The organism is Rhodobacter sp. (assembly GCA_020637515.1).
Lineage (GTDB): Bacteria > Pseudomonadota > Alphaproteobacteria > Rhodobacterales > Rhodobacteraceae > Pararhodobacter.
This window is the reverse complement of record JACKKG010000001.1, coordinates 3,026,989-3,043,333: the sequence shown is the minus strand read 5'-3', so window position 1 is coordinate 3,043,333 and position 16,345 is coordinate 3,026,989. Positions and strand designations below refer to the sequence as shown.

The 16,345-nt window shown below is 70.0% G+C and carries 14 protein-coding genes; 6 read left to right on the top strand and 8 right to left on the bottom strand.

The window, feature by feature from the left end:
- Positions 1 to 42: 42 nt before the first annotated feature.
- From ftsZ to H6900_14785, 5 genes are all read left to right on the top strand, one after another.
- Positions 43 to 1,821: a cell division protein FtsZ gene (gene ftsZ / locus H6900_14805; protein MCC0074552.1), complete on the top strand. Its 1,779-nt coding sequence runs from the start codon at positions 43 to 45 to the stop codon at positions 1,819 to 1,821.
- Between the two features lie 225 nt (positions 1,822 to 2,046).
- Complete coding sequence (locus H6900_14800) at positions 2,047 to 2,973, top strand: UDP-3-O-acyl-N-acetylglucosamine deacetylase (protein MCC0074551.1); 927 nt, start codon at positions 2,047 to 2,049, stop codon at positions 2,971 to 2,973.
- Between the two features lie 170 nt (positions 2,974 to 3,143).
- A complete protein-coding gene (locus H6900_14795; GenBank protein MCC0074550.1) occupies positions 3,144 to 3,989 on the top strand; it encodes an outer membrane protein assembly factor BamD in 846 nt (281 codons plus the stop codon).
- Between the two features lie 23 nt (positions 3,990 to 4,012).
- Positions 4,013 to 5,656, top strand: coding sequence for a DNA repair protein RecN (gene recN / locus H6900_14790; GenBank protein ID MCC0074549.1), 1,644 nt, complete (start codon positions 4,013 to 4,015; stop codon positions 5,654 to 5,656).
- A gap of 47 nt (positions 5,657 to 5,703) precedes the next feature.
- A complete protein-coding gene (locus H6900_14785; GenBank protein ID MCC0074548.1) occupies positions 5,704 to 6,060 on the top strand; it encodes a hypothetical protein in 357 nt (118 codons plus the stop codon).
- On the opposite strand, the gene H6900_14780 is transcribed toward H6900_14785, so the two are convergent.
- Entirely contained in the window at positions 6,047 to 6,478 is a 432-nt protein-coding gene (locus H6900_14780) for a MarR family transcriptional regulator (GenBank protein MCC0074547.1), read from the bottom strand. The two genes, H6900_14785 and H6900_14780, sit on opposite strands and share 14 nt — an antisense overlap.
- 156 nt (positions 6,479 to 6,634) lie before the next feature.
- Here H6900_14780 and H6900_14775 point away from each other — a divergent pair, with 156 nt between their 5' ends.
- Positions 6,635 to 8,545 carry an FAD-dependent monooxygenase gene (locus H6900_14775; protein ID MCC0074546.1) on the top strand — a complete coding sequence of 637 codons (1,911 nt, stop codon included), beginning with the start codon at positions 6,635 to 6,637 and terminating at the stop codon, positions 8,543 to 8,545.
- Positions 8,546 to 8,597: 52 nt separating this feature from the next.
- On the opposite strand, the gene H6900_14770 is transcribed toward H6900_14775, so the two are convergent.
- From H6900_14770 to H6900_14740, 7 genes are read right to left on the bottom strand one after another with little or no spacing between them, the layout of a single operon-like run.
- Positions 8,598 to 9,944, bottom strand: a complete 1,347-nt coding sequence (locus H6900_14770; GenBank protein MCC0074545.1) for a tetratricopeptide repeat protein — start codon at positions 9,942 to 9,944, stop codon at positions 8,598 to 8,600.
- Entirely contained in the window at positions 9,941 to 10,744 is an 804-nt protein-coding gene (locus H6900_14765) for an alpha/beta fold hydrolase (protein MCC0074544.1), read from the bottom strand. The genes H6900_14770 and H6900_14765 overlap by 4 nt, the downstream gene beginning before the upstream one ends.
- Positions 10,744 to 11,760, bottom strand: a complete 1,017-nt coding sequence (locus H6900_14760; GenBank protein ID MCC0074543.1) for a P1 family peptidase — start codon at positions 11,758 to 11,760, stop codon at positions 10,744 to 10,746. Before H6900_14760 ends, H6900_14765 begins: the two co-directional genes overlap by 1 nt.
- Entirely contained in the window at positions 11,744 to 12,481 is a 738-nt protein-coding gene (locus tag H6900_14755; protein MCC0074542.1) for a glucose 1-dehydrogenase, read from the bottom strand. Before H6900_14755 ends, H6900_14760 begins: the two co-directional genes overlap by 17 nt.
- A gap of 4 nt (positions 12,482 to 12,485) precedes the next feature.
- Positions 12,486 to 13,934: an aldehyde dehydrogenase family protein gene (locus H6900_14750; GenBank protein MCC0074541.1), complete on the bottom strand. Its 1,449-nt coding sequence runs from the start codon at positions 13,932 to 13,934 to the stop codon at positions 12,486 to 12,488.
- Positions 13,924 to 15,531 (bottom strand): ABC transporter ATP-binding protein, encoded by a 1,608-nt coding sequence (locus tag H6900_14745; GenBank protein MCC0074540.1) that lies wholly within the window; start codon positions 15,529 to 15,531, stop codon positions 13,924 to 13,926. Before H6900_14745 ends, H6900_14750 begins: the two co-directional genes overlap by 11 nt.
- Complete coding sequence (locus H6900_14740) at positions 15,528 to 16,343, bottom strand: ABC transporter permease (GenBank protein MCC0074539.1); 816 nt, start codon at positions 16,341 to 16,343, stop codon at positions 15,528 to 15,530. Before H6900_14740 ends, H6900_14745 begins: the two co-directional genes overlap by 4 nt.
- Positions 16,344 to 16,345: the final 2 nt, after the last annotated feature.

Sequence of the window (16,345 nt, the reverse complement as noted above, 5' to 3'; positions counted from 1 at the left end):
AAACCAGACCGGATGACCGGCAATCATACAGGCGGACAGGCAATGGCACTCAATTTCATCGCGACCGAGAAGAAGGATCTCACCCCCAGGATCACCGTGTTCGGTGTGGGGGGTGCTGGCGGCAACGCCGTCAACAACATGATCGAGCAGAATCTCGAAGGCGTCGATTTCGTGGTCGCCAATACGGACGCGCAGGCGCTCCAGCAGTCCAAGGCCCCGGCCCGCATCCAGTTGGGCGTGCAGGCGACCGAGGGCCTGGGCGCGGGTGCCCGTCCCGCCGTGGGCGCCGCCGCCGCCGAGGAAACGCTCGACCAGATCATGGATCACCTGGCGGGCGCGCATATGTGCTTCATCACCGCCGGCATGGGGGGCGGCACCGGCACCGGCGCTGCGCCGATCATCGCCCAGGCCGCCCGCGAGTTGGGTGTGCTGACCGTCGGCGTCGTGACCAAGCCCTTTGCGTTCGAGGGCGCCAAGCGGATGCGCCAGGCCGAAGAGGGGGTCGAGGCGCTGCAAAAGGTCGTCGATACCCTCATCATCATTCCGAACCAGAACCTGTTCCGTCTGGCCAACGAGCGCACCACCGCGACCGAGGCCTTCACGATGGCCGATGACGTGCTCTATCAGGGCGTCAAGGGTGTCACCGACCTGATGGTCCGCCCCGGCATGATCAACCTCGACTTCGCCGATGTGCGTGCGGTGATGGACGAGATGGGCAAGGCCATGATGGGCACCGGCGAGGCGTCGGGCGAAGATCGCGCCCTCAAGGCCGCCGAAAAGGCCATCGCCAACCCGCTGCTGGACGAAATCAGCCTCAATGGCGCCAAGGGTGTGCTCATCAACATCACCGGCGGGCATGACCTGACGCTGTTCGAACTGGACGAGGCCGCGAACCTGATCCGCAACAAGGTGGACCCCGAGGCGAACATCATCGTCGGCTCGACCATGGACCCCGAGATGGAGGGCATGATCCGCGTTTCGGTCGTCGCCACCGGGATCGAAGCCGGCGCCCATGTCGCCGACGTGCCGCGCCGCCGCCTGGCCGAACCGCTGGTGGCCGAGGCCCCGCTGACGATCGAGGAAGCCCCCCGCGACGAGGTCTATGCCCAGGTCGAGGATGCGCCCGACTATGACTATGCGCCGGCCGCCTATGCCGAGCCCGTGCGCGAGGCCCCGCGCGAGCCGATGCGCGCCGAGCCCCGGTTCGAGGCCGCCCCGGAGCCGCGTCACGAGTTCCGCCCGGAGCCGCGCCACGAGCCGCGCCACGAGCCGCGCTTTGACCAGCGCGCCTATGAGGCGCCCGCCGCCCAGGCGCCCGCGCCGCAGCCCGTGCAGGACGATTTCTTCCTTGAAGATGTCCTGGGCGAGGACGCCCATGCGCCCCGCCCGACGGTCGTGCTGAAGCGTCCGGCGGCGCCGCAACCCGTTGCCGCCCCCGCGCCCGAGGCCGCCTATACCGCCCCGCGTCCGAACCGCGCGACCGGCCAGCCCTCGCCCGAGACGCTGGAACGCCTGCGCCAAGCCGTGATGAAAGAGCCCGAGTCCGTGGTTCGCCGCCCGCAATACGCGCCGCAGCCCGCACCCCAGCCGGTGCAGCAGCCGGTGCAGCACCACCCGTCGGCGCCCCAGCAACAGGCCGAGCGCGGCCGGTTCGGCCTGGGGTCGCTCATCAACCGCATGTCGGGTGGCCACGCCGCCGAGGCCCAGCCGCGCCACGCGCGCCCGCAACCCTCGGTGCAGGCCTATGACGACGAGCCCCAGCACCGCGCCTCGCACGAGCAGATCGAAATCCCGGCGTTTCTGCGCCGGCAGGCGAACTGAGGCGCGAAACGGTATCACTTCGCAGCTGCGAAAAACCTGGAAGAACCGGCGAAAGCCGGTTCTTTCCGTTTTGAATCCATGGGTTTGGCGCTGTGGTCCCGGCCATGAGCAAGAACCCGCGCAGCCCCGGCCGCACTGTTACATCGTGTTACAAAGCGTGACTTGAGCATTGCGGTCACGGTTTCTAAAGAAACTGTGAACAGAGAAACAGTTTGGGGACTGCTCGTGCAGACCACGCTCAAGGCCAGTGTTCGTTTCGACGGCGTCGCGCTTCATTCGGGCGAGCCGGTGCACCTGTGCGTGCACCCGGCCGCGGCCGATACCGGCATCGTGTTCGATCGCACGGACCTGGGCGGCCCCCTGGCGGGCCGCCGCGTCGCGGTCGAACCGGCCGCCCTGATCGAGGCCACGCTCTGCACGCGGATCGGCAACGCCGAGGGCGTCACCGTCTCGACCATCGAACACCTGATGGCGGCGCTGGCGGGGTGCGGCATCCACAATGCGCGCATCGAACTGGACGGGCCCGAGGTTCCGATCCTCGATGGCTCCGCGCGGCCCTTCGTTGCGGCGTTCGTCGCGGTCGGCACCCGCTCATTGGGGGCGCCGCTGCGCGCGATCCGGGTTCTGCGCCCGGTCGAGGTCCGGATGGGCGAGGCCTGGGCGCGGCTTGAACCCGCGGACCGGCTGTCCATCGCCTTCGAGATCGACTTTCCCGATGCGGCGATCGGCCACCAGCAGCTCGAACTCGAACTGTGCAACGGCACGTTTGTGCGCGAACTCAGCGATTGCCGCACCTTCTGCCGGCAGGCGGACGTGGATTTCATGCGCGAGAACGGCCTCGCGCTGGGCGGCACCTATGAGAACGCCGTGGTGGTCGCGGGGCCGGATGTCCTCAGCCCCGGCGGGTTGCGCCGCGCCAACGAGCCGGTGCGGCACAAGATGCTCGATGCGATGGGTGACCTGGCGGTGGCCGGCGCGCCGATCCTGGGCCGCTACGTCGGCCACCGGGCGGGCCATACGCTGACCGGCCGCCTGGTACGCGCGCTGCTGGCCGATCCGCAGGCCTGGGATTGGGTCACTGTGGACGGCGAACAGGCGCATTCGCTTCCCGGCGCGGGTGTCTGCGCCGAGGATCTGGCGCCAGCCGCCTGACCCCGGCGCGGGGTTCGGTCCATGGCGATTTTCCGCGCAATGGCGTTTTGCGTGTCCCCGGCAACTGTGCTACCAGACCCTTCAGCACCCCGGGCGGGTGACGTTGAGGGATTCGTCGCGCGCGCCATGGCACGCGCCTCCGGGGTGGTGGTCGAAGGATGGATTACGACATGAGCGGTATCGGGCGCAAACTCGCGGTGCTGGCGATGTCGGGGGCGGTGGTGCTGAGCCTCGCCGCGTGCAACCGCAACAACGCCGATGGCGAATCCCTGGATGGCTACACCGCCGAGCAGATCTTCCAGCGTGGGGAATACGTGCTGGAAAACAGCCGCCGCGCCGAGGATTCGCTGCATTATTTCCGCGAAGTCGAGCGGCTCTACCCCTATACCGACTGGGCGCGCCGCTCGATCGTCATGCAGGCCTATGCGCTGCACCGCGAGGGCAAGTATGACGAGGCCCGCGCCGCCGCGCAGCGGTTCCTGGACCAGTATCCGGGCGACCCCGATGCGGCATGGGCGGCTTATATCGTGGCGCTGACCTATTACGACCAGATCGAGGATGTCGGCCGCGACCAGGGCCTGACCTTTCAGGCGCTGCAACATCTGCGCTATGTGATCGAAACCTATCCGAACACCGAATACGCGCGTTCGGCGGTGCTGAAATTCGATCTGGCCTTTGACCGCCTGGCGGCCAAGGAGATGGAGATCGGGCGCTATTACCTGGCGCGCCGCAACTATGCGGCGGCGATCAACCGGTTCCGCGCCGTGGTCGAACAGTATCAGACCACCACCCAGACGCCCGAGGCCCTGCACCGGTTGGTGGAATGCTATCTGGCGCTCGGTTTGCGCGACGAGGCGCAGACGGCGGGTGCGATCCTGGGCCACAACTTCCGCTCGAGTCCGTTCTACGAGGACAGCTATCGCCTGCTGACCGACGCCGGGCTGACCACCGACGCGGCCGGCGAAAGCTGGATCCGCGAGGTCTATCGCCGGACCGTGCGCGGCGAGTGGCTCTGACCCTGGGGGGGGAGGCGGGCGGAATGCTGCGCAGCCTGGCAATCCGGGACATGCTGCTGATCGACCGGCTGGACCTGGTGTTCCGGCCGGGCCTGAACGTGCTGACCGGAGAAACCGGTGCGGGCAAGTCGATCTTGCTGGATTCGCTGGGATTCGTGCTGGGGTGGCGCGGGCGCGCCGATCTGGTGCGCCAGGGCGCCCAGCAGGGCGAGGTCGAGGCGGTGTTCGAACTGGATGCGGACCACCCGGGCCGGGCCGTGCTGGCCGAGGCCGGGATCGGCTGCGACGACGAGGTGATCCTGCGCCGCGTCAACACCGCCGAGGGGCGCAAGACCGCCTGGATCAACGACCGCCGGGCCTCGGGCGAGGTCCTGCGCGCGCTGTCGGACACGCTGGTCGAACTGCACGGCCAGCACGACGACCGGGGCCTGTTGAACCCGCGCGGTCACCGCCAGTTGCTGGACGCCTATGCGGGCGCCGACACGGGCCCGGTGCGGGCCGCCTGGCGCGCGCTGTCCGACGCCCGCCGCGCCTGCGCCACCGCCGCCGACCGGCTGGACGCCCTGCGCGCCGAGGAAGATTTTCTGCGCCACGCGGTCAAGGAACTGGATCTGCTGGACCCCCAGCCGGGCGAAGAGGCCGAGCTGGACCAGCGCCGGCGCCTGATGCAGGCGGCGGTGCGCCTGAAGGGCGACGTGCAGCGGGCCGCGCAGGCGCTGGGCGACGACGGGGCCGAGCGGCTCATGCTGGACGCGCTGCGGTGGCTCGAAGACGCGGCCGAGGGTGTCGAAGGGCGGCTCGACGGCGCGATCGAGGCCCTGGGCCGCGCGATCTCGGAGATGGCCGACGCGCAATCGGCGGTCGAAGGCTGTCTCGACGCGTTGGATACCGACCCGGCCGTTCTGGAGCAGGTCGAGGAACGGCTCTTTGCCCTGCGCGGACTGGCGCGCAAGCATGGCGTGCTGCCCGACGATCTGGGCACCCACGCCGCCGGCCTGCGCGAGCGGTTGGAAACGCTGGACGCGGGCGACCAGGGACTGGCGAAGCTGGCCCAGGCCGAGTCCGCGGCGCAGGCTGCCTTTGACGCCGCCTGCGCCACGCTGACCGCCGTGCGGACCGAGGCCGCGGGCCGGCTGGACGCGGCGATGGCCGCCGAACTCGCGCCCCTGAAGATGGAGCGCGCGGTGTTCCAGACCGTGCTCGCGCCCGCCGAACCGGGCCCCGAAGGCGCCGATTCCGCCACTTTCGAGGTCGCAACCAACCCCGGCGCCCCGGCAGGACCGCTGAACCGGATCGCCTCGGGCGGGGAATTGTCGCGGTTTCTGCTGGCGCTGAAGGTCTGCCTGACCGGCGGGCAATCCGGCCTGACGCTGATCTTTGACGAAATCGACCGCGGCGTGGGCGGCGCGACGGCGGATGCCGTGGGCCGCCGGTTGCGGGCGCTGGCGCAGGATGCGCAGGTGCTTGTCGTCACCCATTCGCCGCAGGTCGCCGCGCTGGGCGCACATCACTGGCGGGTCGAAAAGCGGGTGATCGACGGAACGACGCTCAGCCATGTGATGCCGCTTTCCGCCGACGCGCGCATCGACGAGATTGCGCGCATGATCTCGGGTGATACGATAACCGAAGCGGCGCGCGGTGCCGCGCGCGCGCTGATCGGCGCGTGAGACGGGCGGCCGGGCACGGACCCCGGCCCCCAGCGGAAGAGGCCGACGTGAGCAGAAAAACCCTTGCCCTTGCTGCCCTTGCAAGCTGTGTCGCGCTGACGGGCTGTCTTGATATTCCCGATTATCGCCCCGGCGCGCCGCGCACTGGTTGGGGCGGCACGTCCTCGCCGGCGGCCGGGCCGGCGGCGCCCTCGACCAGCCTGGCCGAAAGCGCCTGTATGGCCGCCGGGCGCGACGCCGGGTTCGACGTGCGCGGCGTGACCGGCACGCGTGAGGTTGTCAACGACGCCGGCATCGCCGTGTCGCGCGACGTCATGCTGAACGTCAGCCGCGGCGGGCAAAGCCTGGATGTGCGCTGTTCCTTTGCCTACGACACCGCCAGCGCGCGGATCATGACGCTGTAGCGCCGTCGATCAGCTTGCGCGCCAGGTTCAGGAAGCGGCGGCGCTCTTCGGGGGCCAGCGGCGCCAGGATGTCGTCTTGCAGCGTGCGCACGATCGGCAGAAGCGCGTCGAAACAGGCTTGGCCGGCGTCGGTCAGCCGCACCTCGCGCGCGCGGCGGTCGCGTTCGCTGACGCTGCGCGCCACCAGCCCCTTGGCGACCAGCCGGTCGATGACCCCGCCGATGGTGGCCTTGTCATAGGCGATCATGGCCGCGACACCGGCCTGGTCGATGCCGGGTCTTTCGCGAATCGCATCCATGGCCGCGAATTGCACCGAGGTCAGGTCGAACCCGGCCTCGCGCGCTCGGGTGGTAAACACCTGGGTCGAGATCTGCTGCAACCGGCGAATCAGGTGGCCGGCCATTTCATAGGCTTCCATGCGGTCCTCGGGTCGGCGGGCATCGCGGTTCGGCCCAGACTACAGGCCTTTGCGGAAAATAGGAAGCATACATACTTTTTCGTTGACGCAATTTGGTAAGTATAGTTACCAATACCGCGACGGCCGCGTGCCGGTCGAGCGAAAGAGGGGACTTCCATGCAATTCCATCTGAACGGATTCCGGGGCGGCGATCCCGATGTCCACGCCGCGGCGCCGGGCGCGCATGACCGCACGAACGGTCTGCCCGACACGGTGGATGTGCTGATCGCGGGTTCGGGGCCGGCGGGCCTGTGCCTGGCCGCGCAACTGGCGCAGGTTCCGACGATCCGCACCATGCTGGTGGAACCCAAGCTGGAGCCGATGGTCAAGGGGCAGGCGGACGGCATTTCGGTCCGCTCGATGGAGATGTTCCAGGCGTTCGGCTTTGCCGAGAAGATCAAGCGCGAGTCGGTCTGGATCAACGAGACGACCTTCTGGACGCCGGCCGACAAGGGGGGCATTCAGCGCGCGGCCCGGGTCCAGGACGTGCCCGACGACACCTCGGAAATGCCGCATGTGCTGATCAACCAGGCGCGGGTGCATGACATGTATCTTGACCTGATGCGCAACGGGCCGACCCGGCTGGTGCCCGACTACGGGTTGCGGGTGAAGACGCTGGTGGTGGACCCGCAGGCCGCCGACCACCCGGTCACCGTGACGCTGGAACATACCGCGCCCGGCCGCGAGGGGCAGACCGAGACGGTGCGCGCGCGCTATGTCATCGGCTGCGACGGCGCGCGCAGCGCGGTGCGCTCGGCGATCGGCGGCGCGCTGCACGGCGACGCGGCGCATCACGCCTGGGGGGTGATGGATGTGCTGGCGGTGACCGAATTCCCCGACTGGCGGATGAAATCCTTCGTGCGTTCGGCCAGCGAGGGCACGCTCATGGTGCTGCCGCGCGAGGGCGGCTACCTGGTGCGGCTCTATGTCGAACTGGACCGCCTGGGCGAGGACGAGCGCGCCGCCGACCGCGGCATGGACGAGACGAATATCATCGACAAGGCCCGGCGCATCTTTGCCCCCTTCGCCTTTGACGTCAAAGAGGTCGTCTGGTGGTCGATCTACGAGGTCGGCCATCGCCTGACCGACAAGTTCGACGATGTGCCGGCCGATCAGGTTGCGACCCGCACGCCGCGCGTGATGCTGGCGGGTGACGCCTGTCACACCCACAGCCCCAAGGCCGGGCAAGGCATGAACGTGTCCATGGGCGACACGTTCAACCTGGGCTGGAAGCTGATCGCGGTGCTGACCGGCCGCGCCGACGCCGCGCTTTTGCACAGCTATTCCGCCGAACGCCGCGCGGCGGCTAAGGGGCTGGTCGATTTCGACCACGAATGGGCCCGCGTCGTCGGGGCAAAGTCGCATGACGATGTCGCCGGCGACATGCCGGTCGTGGCGCAGACCTTTGTGCGCAATCTGCCCTTTACCTGCGGCTTGACGATCCGTTACGAGCCCTCGGCCCTGACCGGCACCGCCACGCATCAGGCGTTGGCGCCCGGGTTCGAGATCGGCAAGCGGTTCCATTCCGCCCCGGTGATCCGACTGGCGGACGCCAAGCCGATGGAACTGGGCCACACGGTCGAGGCCGACGCCCGCTGGCGGCTGTTCGCCTTTGCGCCCGCGGGCGACACCGGGCAGGCGGGCGGCGCCATCGACGCGCTTTGCAACCACCTCGAGCGGGACCCGACCTCGCCCGTGCGAAGGCATACGCGGGCCAGCGACGACCCCGACGCGGTGATCGACCTGCGCGCGGTGTTCCAGCACGGGTTCCGCGATCTCGAATATGGCGCGATGCCGTCGCTGTTGCGCCCGCACAAGGGGAAATACGGGCTGTGCGACTATGAAAAGGTGTTCTGCATCGACCCCAAGCGCGGCGAGGACATCTTTGCCCGGCGCGGCATCGACAAGGCGCAGGGCTGCCTGGTGATCGTGCGGCCCGACCAGTATGTCGCGCATGTCCTGCCGCTTTCGGCCCGGGACGAGCTGTCGGCGTTCTTTGCGGGCTTCCTGCGTCCCGCCACCGCCTGAGCGAACGGGCGGCGCCGGTCCCCGTGGCGGGGCTGGCGCCGCCGGTCCCGGGTCAGGCGGGCAGGCGCGCGCGGGCCCGGGCGGCCTCGGCCGGCAGGCCGGCGGCGTCATAGACCTGCGCGAGTTGGCGGTTCAGGGGGATGCCGTCGGGGTCGTGCACGCGGCGCAGTTCCAGCACCTGTTGCGCGGCCGACCAGTCCCCGGCGCGGATCAGCGCGTCGAGGTGGATCTGCTCGAAGAAATCGCGCTGCGCGTGCGAACCGCCGATTTCGCGCATCCGGGGCAGGGCGCGCCCCAGCAGGCGCGCGGCCAGGGCGCTGTCCCCCCGCGCATGGGCGGCGATGCCCTGCGCGGCGGGCAGGGCGACCTCGGCCCAGGCGGTCCGGTCATGGGACGGGGCCTCGGCCCGCGCGGCGATCGCCTGCATCAGCCGGGCGGCCTCGGGGCGGCGGGCACGTTCCAGCGCATAGAGGTATTGCAGGGTCAGGAAGGGCGCGGTGGTGTCCGCGCCGCGCCGCGCGACATGTTCGGCGACATCGTGCCAGCGAACGCCGACATCGACGCCGGCGAACTCCAGGCGCGCCAGCAGCGACACGGCGCCGACCTGATCTTGCGAATAGTCCTTTTCCAGACCCCAGATCCGGGTGTCATAGAGCGCCAGCACATCGGCCCCCCGGTCGCGGCTCAGATAGAACAGCGCCAGGTGCCACCAGTTGTGCGTCACCATGAACGAGTTGAGCCCCTGCCACGACCCCGAGACGGATTCGAGAAAGGCGATGCCTTCGTCCACGCGGCCCTGGGTCAGCATGACATGGGCCAGCGCGTGATGGGCCCAGGGGTCAGACGGGACGATCTGCAACGCGCGGCGGGCGGCGGCTTCGGCCTGGTCCAGCAGGTGGCATTGCTCATAGCCGAAGGCGATCATGCCGTGCAGCCAGGGCGCATCCTGTCCTTGTGGCAGCGCGTGCAGCGCCATGCGCAGCATCCCGGCGGCGTCGCCCAGGTTGAACAGGTGGTATTGCCCCAGCTTGAGCAGCGCGAGGTCCCCGGGCCATTGCCGCACCGCCTCCTCGGCAAGCCGGATCGCGCGCGGGATGTCGCCCGCGACCCAGGCGGCCAGCACCTGGGCGTTGGCCCGTTCGCGCGGCAAGCCGGCGCCAGCCAGCGCCCGTTCGGCAAAGGGGCGGGCCAGCGCCGGGGCCTGCGGCGATTCAAGGAACATGTAGAGAAACCCGGCATAGGCATTGCCCAGGCACGAGTCCGGGTGGCTCTCGATCCGCTCGAGGATTGTCACGGCGCGGGTCTGATAGGCCAGGAACCCTTCGATGAAATCGTCGATGCCACGGACCAGCGCGGGGTCCGTATCGGTGATCGGGTTGCCCAGGCAATCGGTTGTCATGCGTCAGCTCCACTCAGAAACGGGACGAGCGCGGCCAGAACCGAGTCGGGCGCGTCCCAATGCACCGAATGCCCGCTGTCGGCGATGGTCTCGACCCGCAGGTCGGGCACCCCGGCCAGCGCCCGGCGCGCGGCCTCGGGCGGGATCAGAAGGTCCTGGTCGGCCAGCAGCGCCAGCGTCGGACACCGCAGGCGCGCCACCAGATCGGCCGGCCGTGCCGCGTGAAGCGCCGCGACCTGCGCCGCCATGGCGTCCGCGCCCTGGGCATGGGGATAGGCCAGCGACTGGGCAATCGCAGCCTCGAGCTGTCCCGGCACCGCGAAAAAGCGCGGGTGGAATAGCCAGGGCAGAAAGGCGCGCAGCCACAGGTCGGGCGCCATTCCCGGCGCCCTGAGGCGCAGCATCAGGTCGAACAGGGCGCCATTGCGCGGCTGGTCCACCGGCGCGCTGGCCAGCAGCACCAGTTTCGACACCGTCTCGGGCGCCTGTGCGGCCATCTGCATGGCGATCATGCCCCCCAGCGAATGCCCGGCCACGGCCACCGGGCCGCGATCCAGATGCCGCGCCAGCGCGACCGCGTCGCCGGCCCAATGGGCCAGCGACAGGGGCGCGTCCAGGGGCCTGGTGCGCCCGGTGCTGCGGTTGTCGGGGCGGATCACGGTAAAGCGCCGGGCCAGCGGTTCGACCAGCGGGGCCCAGCTGGCGCTGTCCGACGCGGTGCCCGCGATCAGCATCAGCGGCGGGCCGTGGCCGTCGATCTCATAGTGCAGGGACACATCGGCGAGGGGCAGATCCGGCATCACGGGCTCCGGGTGCAGGGCAGAAGATCGCCGGGCGCGGGTGTGGCCGCGTAGACGGCGCGGGCGATGGCGCGCGACAGGCACAGCGCGGCGGCGTGGCCGATCTCGGCCAGTTCGCCGTCGCTGGCGGGTGCGCCGGCGCCTGTGGTCAGGGCAAAGACCAGATCGCCGTCGCCCGGGGTATGGGCGGGCACGATCGCGCGGGCGATGCCGTCATGCGCCGCCACCGCCAGCCGGTGGCATTGGGCCTTGGTCAGCGCGCGGTCGGTGGCGACAATGGCAATGGTGGTGTTGGCGCGCTCGGCCGGGGTGCGGCCGAACAGCGCGCGCGCCTTGGCCGATTCGAGCGGCGCGCAGAGCCCCGCCGCGGGGTCCACGCCCCGCGCGCCGAATTCGTCGCCGATCTCGAAGGGCGCGGCCCAGAAATGGCCATTCGGTGTGGTGACGCTGCCGACCGGGTTGGCGGCGACCAGCGCCCCCACCGTGACGCCGCCGCCGATCACCAGCGAGGCCGAGCCGAGCCCACCCTTTTCATTCGCGGCCAGCGCGCCGGTGCCGGCCCCGGCGCTGCCCTGCGCGAAATCGGGCCCCGCCGCCGCCAGCGCCGCGCGGCCCAGCGCGCGATAGGGGTTTTCGGCCCAGTCCTTGGCGCCGCCGTTCAGCAGGTCGAACAGGATCGCGCCGGGCACCAGCGGGATCAGCGCCCCGCCCAGCCGCAGGCCGCGCCCCTGCGCCCTGAGCCCGTCCATCACCCCCGAACACGCATCGAGCCCATAGGCCGAGCCCCCCGACAGCACCAGCGCATCCACTGCGGCGACGGATTTGTCGGGCGCCAGCAGGTCGGTCTCGCGGGTGCCGGGGGCGCCGCCCATGACCTGCACGCCGGCGGTAAAGGGGGCGTCGGCGGTCAGCACCGTGACGCCCGATTTCAGCGCCGCGTCCTGCGCATTGCCGACGCGCAGCCCGGCGACGTCGGTGATCGCGTTGCGCGGGCCGGGCCTATATGCAGCGGCCACCGTCAACCTCCATGGCGACGCCCGTGATCATCGACGCCTCGTCCGAGCACAGGAAACAGGCGGCGTTGCCCATGTCCTCAGGGGTCGAAAACCGGCCCAGCGGGATCGTGGACAGGAATTTGGCGCGCACCTCGGGCGTGTCCTCGCCCATGAAGGATTTCAACAGCGGGGTCTCGCCCGCCACCGGATTGAGCGCGTTCACCCGCACGCCCGAGGGTGCCAGTTCCACCGCCAGCGAGCGGGTCGCGGTGATGAGCCAACCCTTCGAGGCGTTATACCAGCTCAGCCGCGGGCGCGGCGAAACCCCGGCGGTCGAGGCGATGTTCAGGATTGCCCCCGTGCGCCGCGCCTTGAACCCGGGCACGAAAACCTGCGTGGTGTGGAACACCGCCTTCATGTTGACGGCGACGATGCGGTCGAAATCGGCCTCGGAGACGTCCTCGGTCGCGGCGGGCAGATGGGTGACGCCGGCATTGTTGACCAGAATGTCCACCGGCCCCAGCGCCAGCGCCGTGTCGCGCAGGGCTTCGACCTGCGCGCGGTCGGCGACGTTGCAGGTGGCCGCGGTGCCGCCGATCTCGCGCGCGACGGCCCGGGCGGCGTCGGCGTTGATGTCGGCGACCACGACGCGCGCGCCCTCGGCGGCGAATTTGCGCGCAATGCCCGCGCCAAAGCCCGACCCCGCGCCGGTGACGATCGCGATCTTGTCCTTCAGTCTCATGTTCTCACCCGTGCCAGGTTGCCACTGTCTTGAGCTGCGAAAAGCCGTAGAGCGCCTCGAAGCCCTTTTCGCGTCCGTGGCCGGATTTTCCGACCCCGCCGAAGGGCAGCTCGACCCCGCCCCCCGCGCCGTAATTGTTGACGAAGACCTGCCCCGCGTGCAGCGCCCGGGCCAGTCGGAACTGCCGGCCGCCGTCGGCCGTCCAGACCGAGGCCACCAGCCCGTAGTCGGTGCCGTTGGCGATCCTGAGCGCGTCGGCCTCGTCCTCGAAGGGGATCAGCACCTGCACGGGGCCGAAAATCTCCTGCTGCGCCAGGACGTGGTCCGAGGGCACCTCGGCGAACAGGGTCGGGCGGACGTAGTGACCGGCGTTGCCGGCCTCGGGCGTCAGGACGCCTTCGGCGGCGATGGCCAGGTCGGCGCCTTGCGTCAGGTAGCCCTGCACGATGCCCTTTTGCCGGGCCGAGATCAGCGGACCGACCCGCGGATCGCTCAGCGCCGGCCCCACGGTCAGCTTGCCGTATTCCTGCGCCATGCGCGCGCGCACCTCGTCATAGATGCCGCGCTGCACCAGGATACGCGACGAGGCCGAGCAGGTCTGCCCCGCGTTCTGGATGCCGGCGTTGACCAGAAAGGGCAGGGCGCGGTCCAGATCGGCGTCGTCGAACACCAGTTGCGGCGACTTGCCCCCCAGTTCCAGCGTGACCGGCACCACGTTCCGCGCCGCCGCCGCCTGGATCAGCGCGCCGACCCCGACAGAGCCGGTGAACGAGACATGCTGAATGCCCGGGTGGCCCGCCAGCGCCGCGCCGGCCTCGGCCCCCAGGCCGGTCACGACGTTGAGCGCCCCGGCCGGCAGGCCCGCCTCGAGCGCCAGCGCGGCAAAGGCCAGCGCGGTCAGGCAGGCTTCCTCGGCCGGTTTCAGCACGCAGGCGTTGCCCATCGCCAATGCCGCGCCGACCGACCGGCCGATGATCTGCATCGGATAGTTCCAGGGGATGATATGCCCGGTCACGCCATGCGGTTCGCGCAGCGTGTAGACGGTATAGCCGTCCAGATAGGGGATCGTCTCGCCGGTGATCTTGTCGGCGGCGCCGCCATAGAATTCCATGTAGCGCACCAGCGCGACGGCATCGGCGCGCGCCTGGGTCAGGGGTTTGCCGACATCGCGGGCCTCGAGCCGCGCCAGGTCGTCCACCCGGCTCAGCACCAGTTGCCCCAGCCGGGTCAGGATGCGGCCGCGTTCCAGCGCGGTCATCCGGCCCCAGGCGCCCGCGCGCGCCGCATGGGCCGCGGCGACGGCGGCGTCCACCTCGGGCTCGCGGCCCCGGGCGAGGGTGGTCAGGGTCTCGGCGGTCGAGGGATCGGTCAGCGCCAGCGTGTCGCGTCCGGCGATCCAGGTGCCGCCGATCAGATGGCTGGCGGCGGGCACGGCAAAACTCTCAAGGGGCATCGGCGGTCTTCTTGTTGAGGTCGGGAAGCCTGGGCGCGGCCGCCAGAAGCGAGCGCGTATAGGGGTGTTGCGGGTCGTTGAAGACCTGCTCGGTCGGGCCCTGTTCGACGATCCGGCCCGCCTGCATGACCATCACCCGGTCGGTGATCGTGCGCACCACGCTCAGGTCATGGCTGATGAACAGGTAGCTGAGCGGCCGCGCGCGGCACAGGTCGGCCAGCAGGTCCAGGCACTGCGCCCGAACCGACACATCGAGCGCCGACACGGCCTCGTCGAAGACGATCAGCGCCGGGTCGTTGATCAGCGCGCGGGCGATGGCAATGCGCTGGCGCTGACCGCCCGAGAATTCGTGGATGAAGCGGTCGGCATCGGCGGGCTTCAGGCCCACGGCGGTCAGGGCGTCGGCGATCCGGGCCTCGCGCGCGGGGCCCCGGGGGGGATCGGCCAGCAGGTGAAAGGGCTCGGTGACCAGCCGGCGCACCCGGTGACGCGGGTTGAAACTGCCGTAGGGGTCCTGAAACACCACCTGCATCTTGCGCCGCACCGCCAGATTGGGGTGGGTCCCCGCCCAGACCGGCGCACCATCGAGCAGGATCTCGCCCTCCTGCACGGGTTCCAGCCCCAGCAGCGCCCGCGTCAGCGTGGACTTGCCGCAGCCGGATTCCCCCACCAGCCCCAGCCGTTCGCCGCGGTTCAGCGTGAAGCTGACGCCATCGACGGCGCGGGTCACGGGGCGGGGACCGAACAGCGCGCGGCGCGGGCGGGCATAGCTGCGCACCACGTCGCGCACCACCAGCAGCGGCGCGGGCGGCGGGGCCGGGGGCAGATCGACGCGATGCGCCGAGGCCGCGAACAGCGCCCGCGTATAGGGGTGCTGCATGTGCCGGAACAGGTGCCGGGTTTCACCCGTCTCGACCACCCGGCCGTTTTGCATGACGACGATGCGGTCGGCCATGCCGGCGACCACCGCAAGGTCATGGGTGATCATCATCAGCCCCATGCCAAAGTCCTGCGTCAGCCCCTTCAGCAGGTCGAGAATGCGCGCCTGCGTGGTCACGTCCAGCGCCGTCGTCGGTTCGTCCGCGATCAGCAGCGCCGGGCGCAGGGCGATGGCCATGGCGATCACCACCCGCTGGCGCTGGCCGCCCGACAGTTCGTGCGGATAGCGCGACAGGGGAAAGCGGTCTTCGGGCAGGCCGACCCGGTTCAGCATGGCGCGCGCGCGCGCCAGGGCTTCGGCGCGCGAGACGCGCTCGTGCTGGAGGATCGTCTCGGCCACCTGGTCGCCGATCGTGCGCACCGGGTTCAGCGCGGTCATGGGCTCCTGGAACACCATGCCGATGCGTGCGCCACGGACCGCGCACATCTGCGCCTCGGTCAGGTCCAGAAGATTGCGCCCGTCCAGCGCGATTTGCCCGCGCGTGCGCGCGGCGCCGGGCAGCAGGCCCATGGTGGCCAGCGCCGTCATCGACTTGCCCGAGCCGCTCTCGCCGGTGATGGCGACGATCTCGCCGGGGGCCACGTCCAGCGAGACGTCGTGCAGGATGTCGAACTGGCCGATCGACAGCGACAGGTCGCGAATGCTGAGCAGGCTCATGTGCGGTCCACCCGGATGCGCGGGTCGAGCAGGTCGCGCAGACCGTCGCCCATCAGGTTCAGCCCCAACACCATCAGCACGATGGCCAGCCCGGGCACCAGCGCCACATGGGGCGCAATGCTGGCCAGCGTCTGCGCATCGGCCAGCATCCGGCCCCAGCTGGCGGTGGGCGGCTGCGCGCCCAGGCCGATGTAGCTGAGCGCGGCCTCGGCCAGGATGCCCAGCGAGAACTGGATGGTGCCCTGCACGATCATCAGATTGGCGATGTTGGGCAGGATATGTTCGACCGAGATCCGCGCCGGCGATTTTCCCGCCACCCGCGCCGCCAGGATGAAGTCCCGCGACCAGTAGCTGAGCGCCGCACCGCGCGTCAGGCGGGCAAAGACCGGGATGTTGAAGATGCCGATGGCGATGATCGCGTTCATCGCTCCGGCGCCAAAGACGGCGGTGATGAGGATCGCGATCACCAGGCTGGGAAAGGCGAAGATCAGGTCGTTGCCGCGCATGATCACCTCGTCCAGCAGCGAGCCGCGCCGCGCCGCCGCCGTCAGGCCCAGCGGGATGCCCAGCCCCATGCCGATGCCGACCGCCAACAGTGCCACCGCGATCGAGGTGCGCGCGCCCATCATGATCATCGACAGGATGTCGCGGCCCAACTGGTCGGTGCCCAGCCAATGCGCGGCGCCGGGCGGTTGCAGGCGGCTGGGGATCGACAGCAGTTCGATGTCGTAGGGTGTCCACAGAAAGGACAAGAGCGCGCCGCCCAGGAACAGCGCGGTCAGCAGGGCGCCCAGGATCAGGCTGCGGGGCAGTC

What these genes read in the sequence shown, in the direction of transcription:
- H6900_14765 (MCC0074544.1), bottom strand. Translation starts at nt 10,744, where the DNA reads ATGCCGGATCTGCCCCTCGCCGATGTGTCCCTGCACTATGAGATCGAC.
- recN (MCC0074549.1), top strand. Translation starts at nt 4,013, where the DNA reads ATGCTGCGCAGCCTGGCAATCCGGGACATGCTGCTGATCGACCGGCTG.
- H6900_14755 (MCC0074542.1), bottom strand. Translation starts at nt 12,481, where the DNA reads ATGAGACTGAAGGACAAGATCGCGATCGTCACCGGCGCGGGGTCGGGC.
- H6900_14775 (MCC0074546.1), top strand. Translation starts at nt 6,635, where the DNA reads ATGCAATTCCATCTGAACGGATTCCGGGGCGGCGATCCCGATGTCCAC.
- H6900_14750 (MCC0074541.1), bottom strand. Translation starts at nt 13,934, where the DNA reads ATGCCCCTTGAGAGTTTTGCCGTGCCCGCCGCCAGCCATCTGATCGGC.
- H6900_14795 (MCC0074550.1), top strand. Translation starts at nt 3,144, where the DNA reads ATGAGCGGTATCGGGCGCAAACTCGCGGTGCTGGCGATGTCGGGGGCG.
- H6900_14745 (MCC0074540.1), bottom strand. Translation starts at nt 15,531, where the DNA reads ATGAGCCTGCTCAGCATTCGCGACCTGTCGCTGTCGATCGGCCAGTTC.
- ftsZ (MCC0074552.1), top strand. Translation starts at nt 43, where the DNA reads ATGGCACTCAATTTCATCGCGACCGAGAAGAAGGATCTCACCCCCAGG.
- H6900_14780 (MCC0074547.1), bottom strand. Translation starts at nt 6,478, where the DNA reads ATGGAAGCCTATGAAATGGCCGGCCACCTGATTCGCCGGTTGCAGCAG.
- H6900_14770 (MCC0074545.1), bottom strand. Translation starts at nt 9,944, where the DNA reads ATGACAACCGATTGCCTGGGCAACCCGATCACCGATACGGACCCCGCG.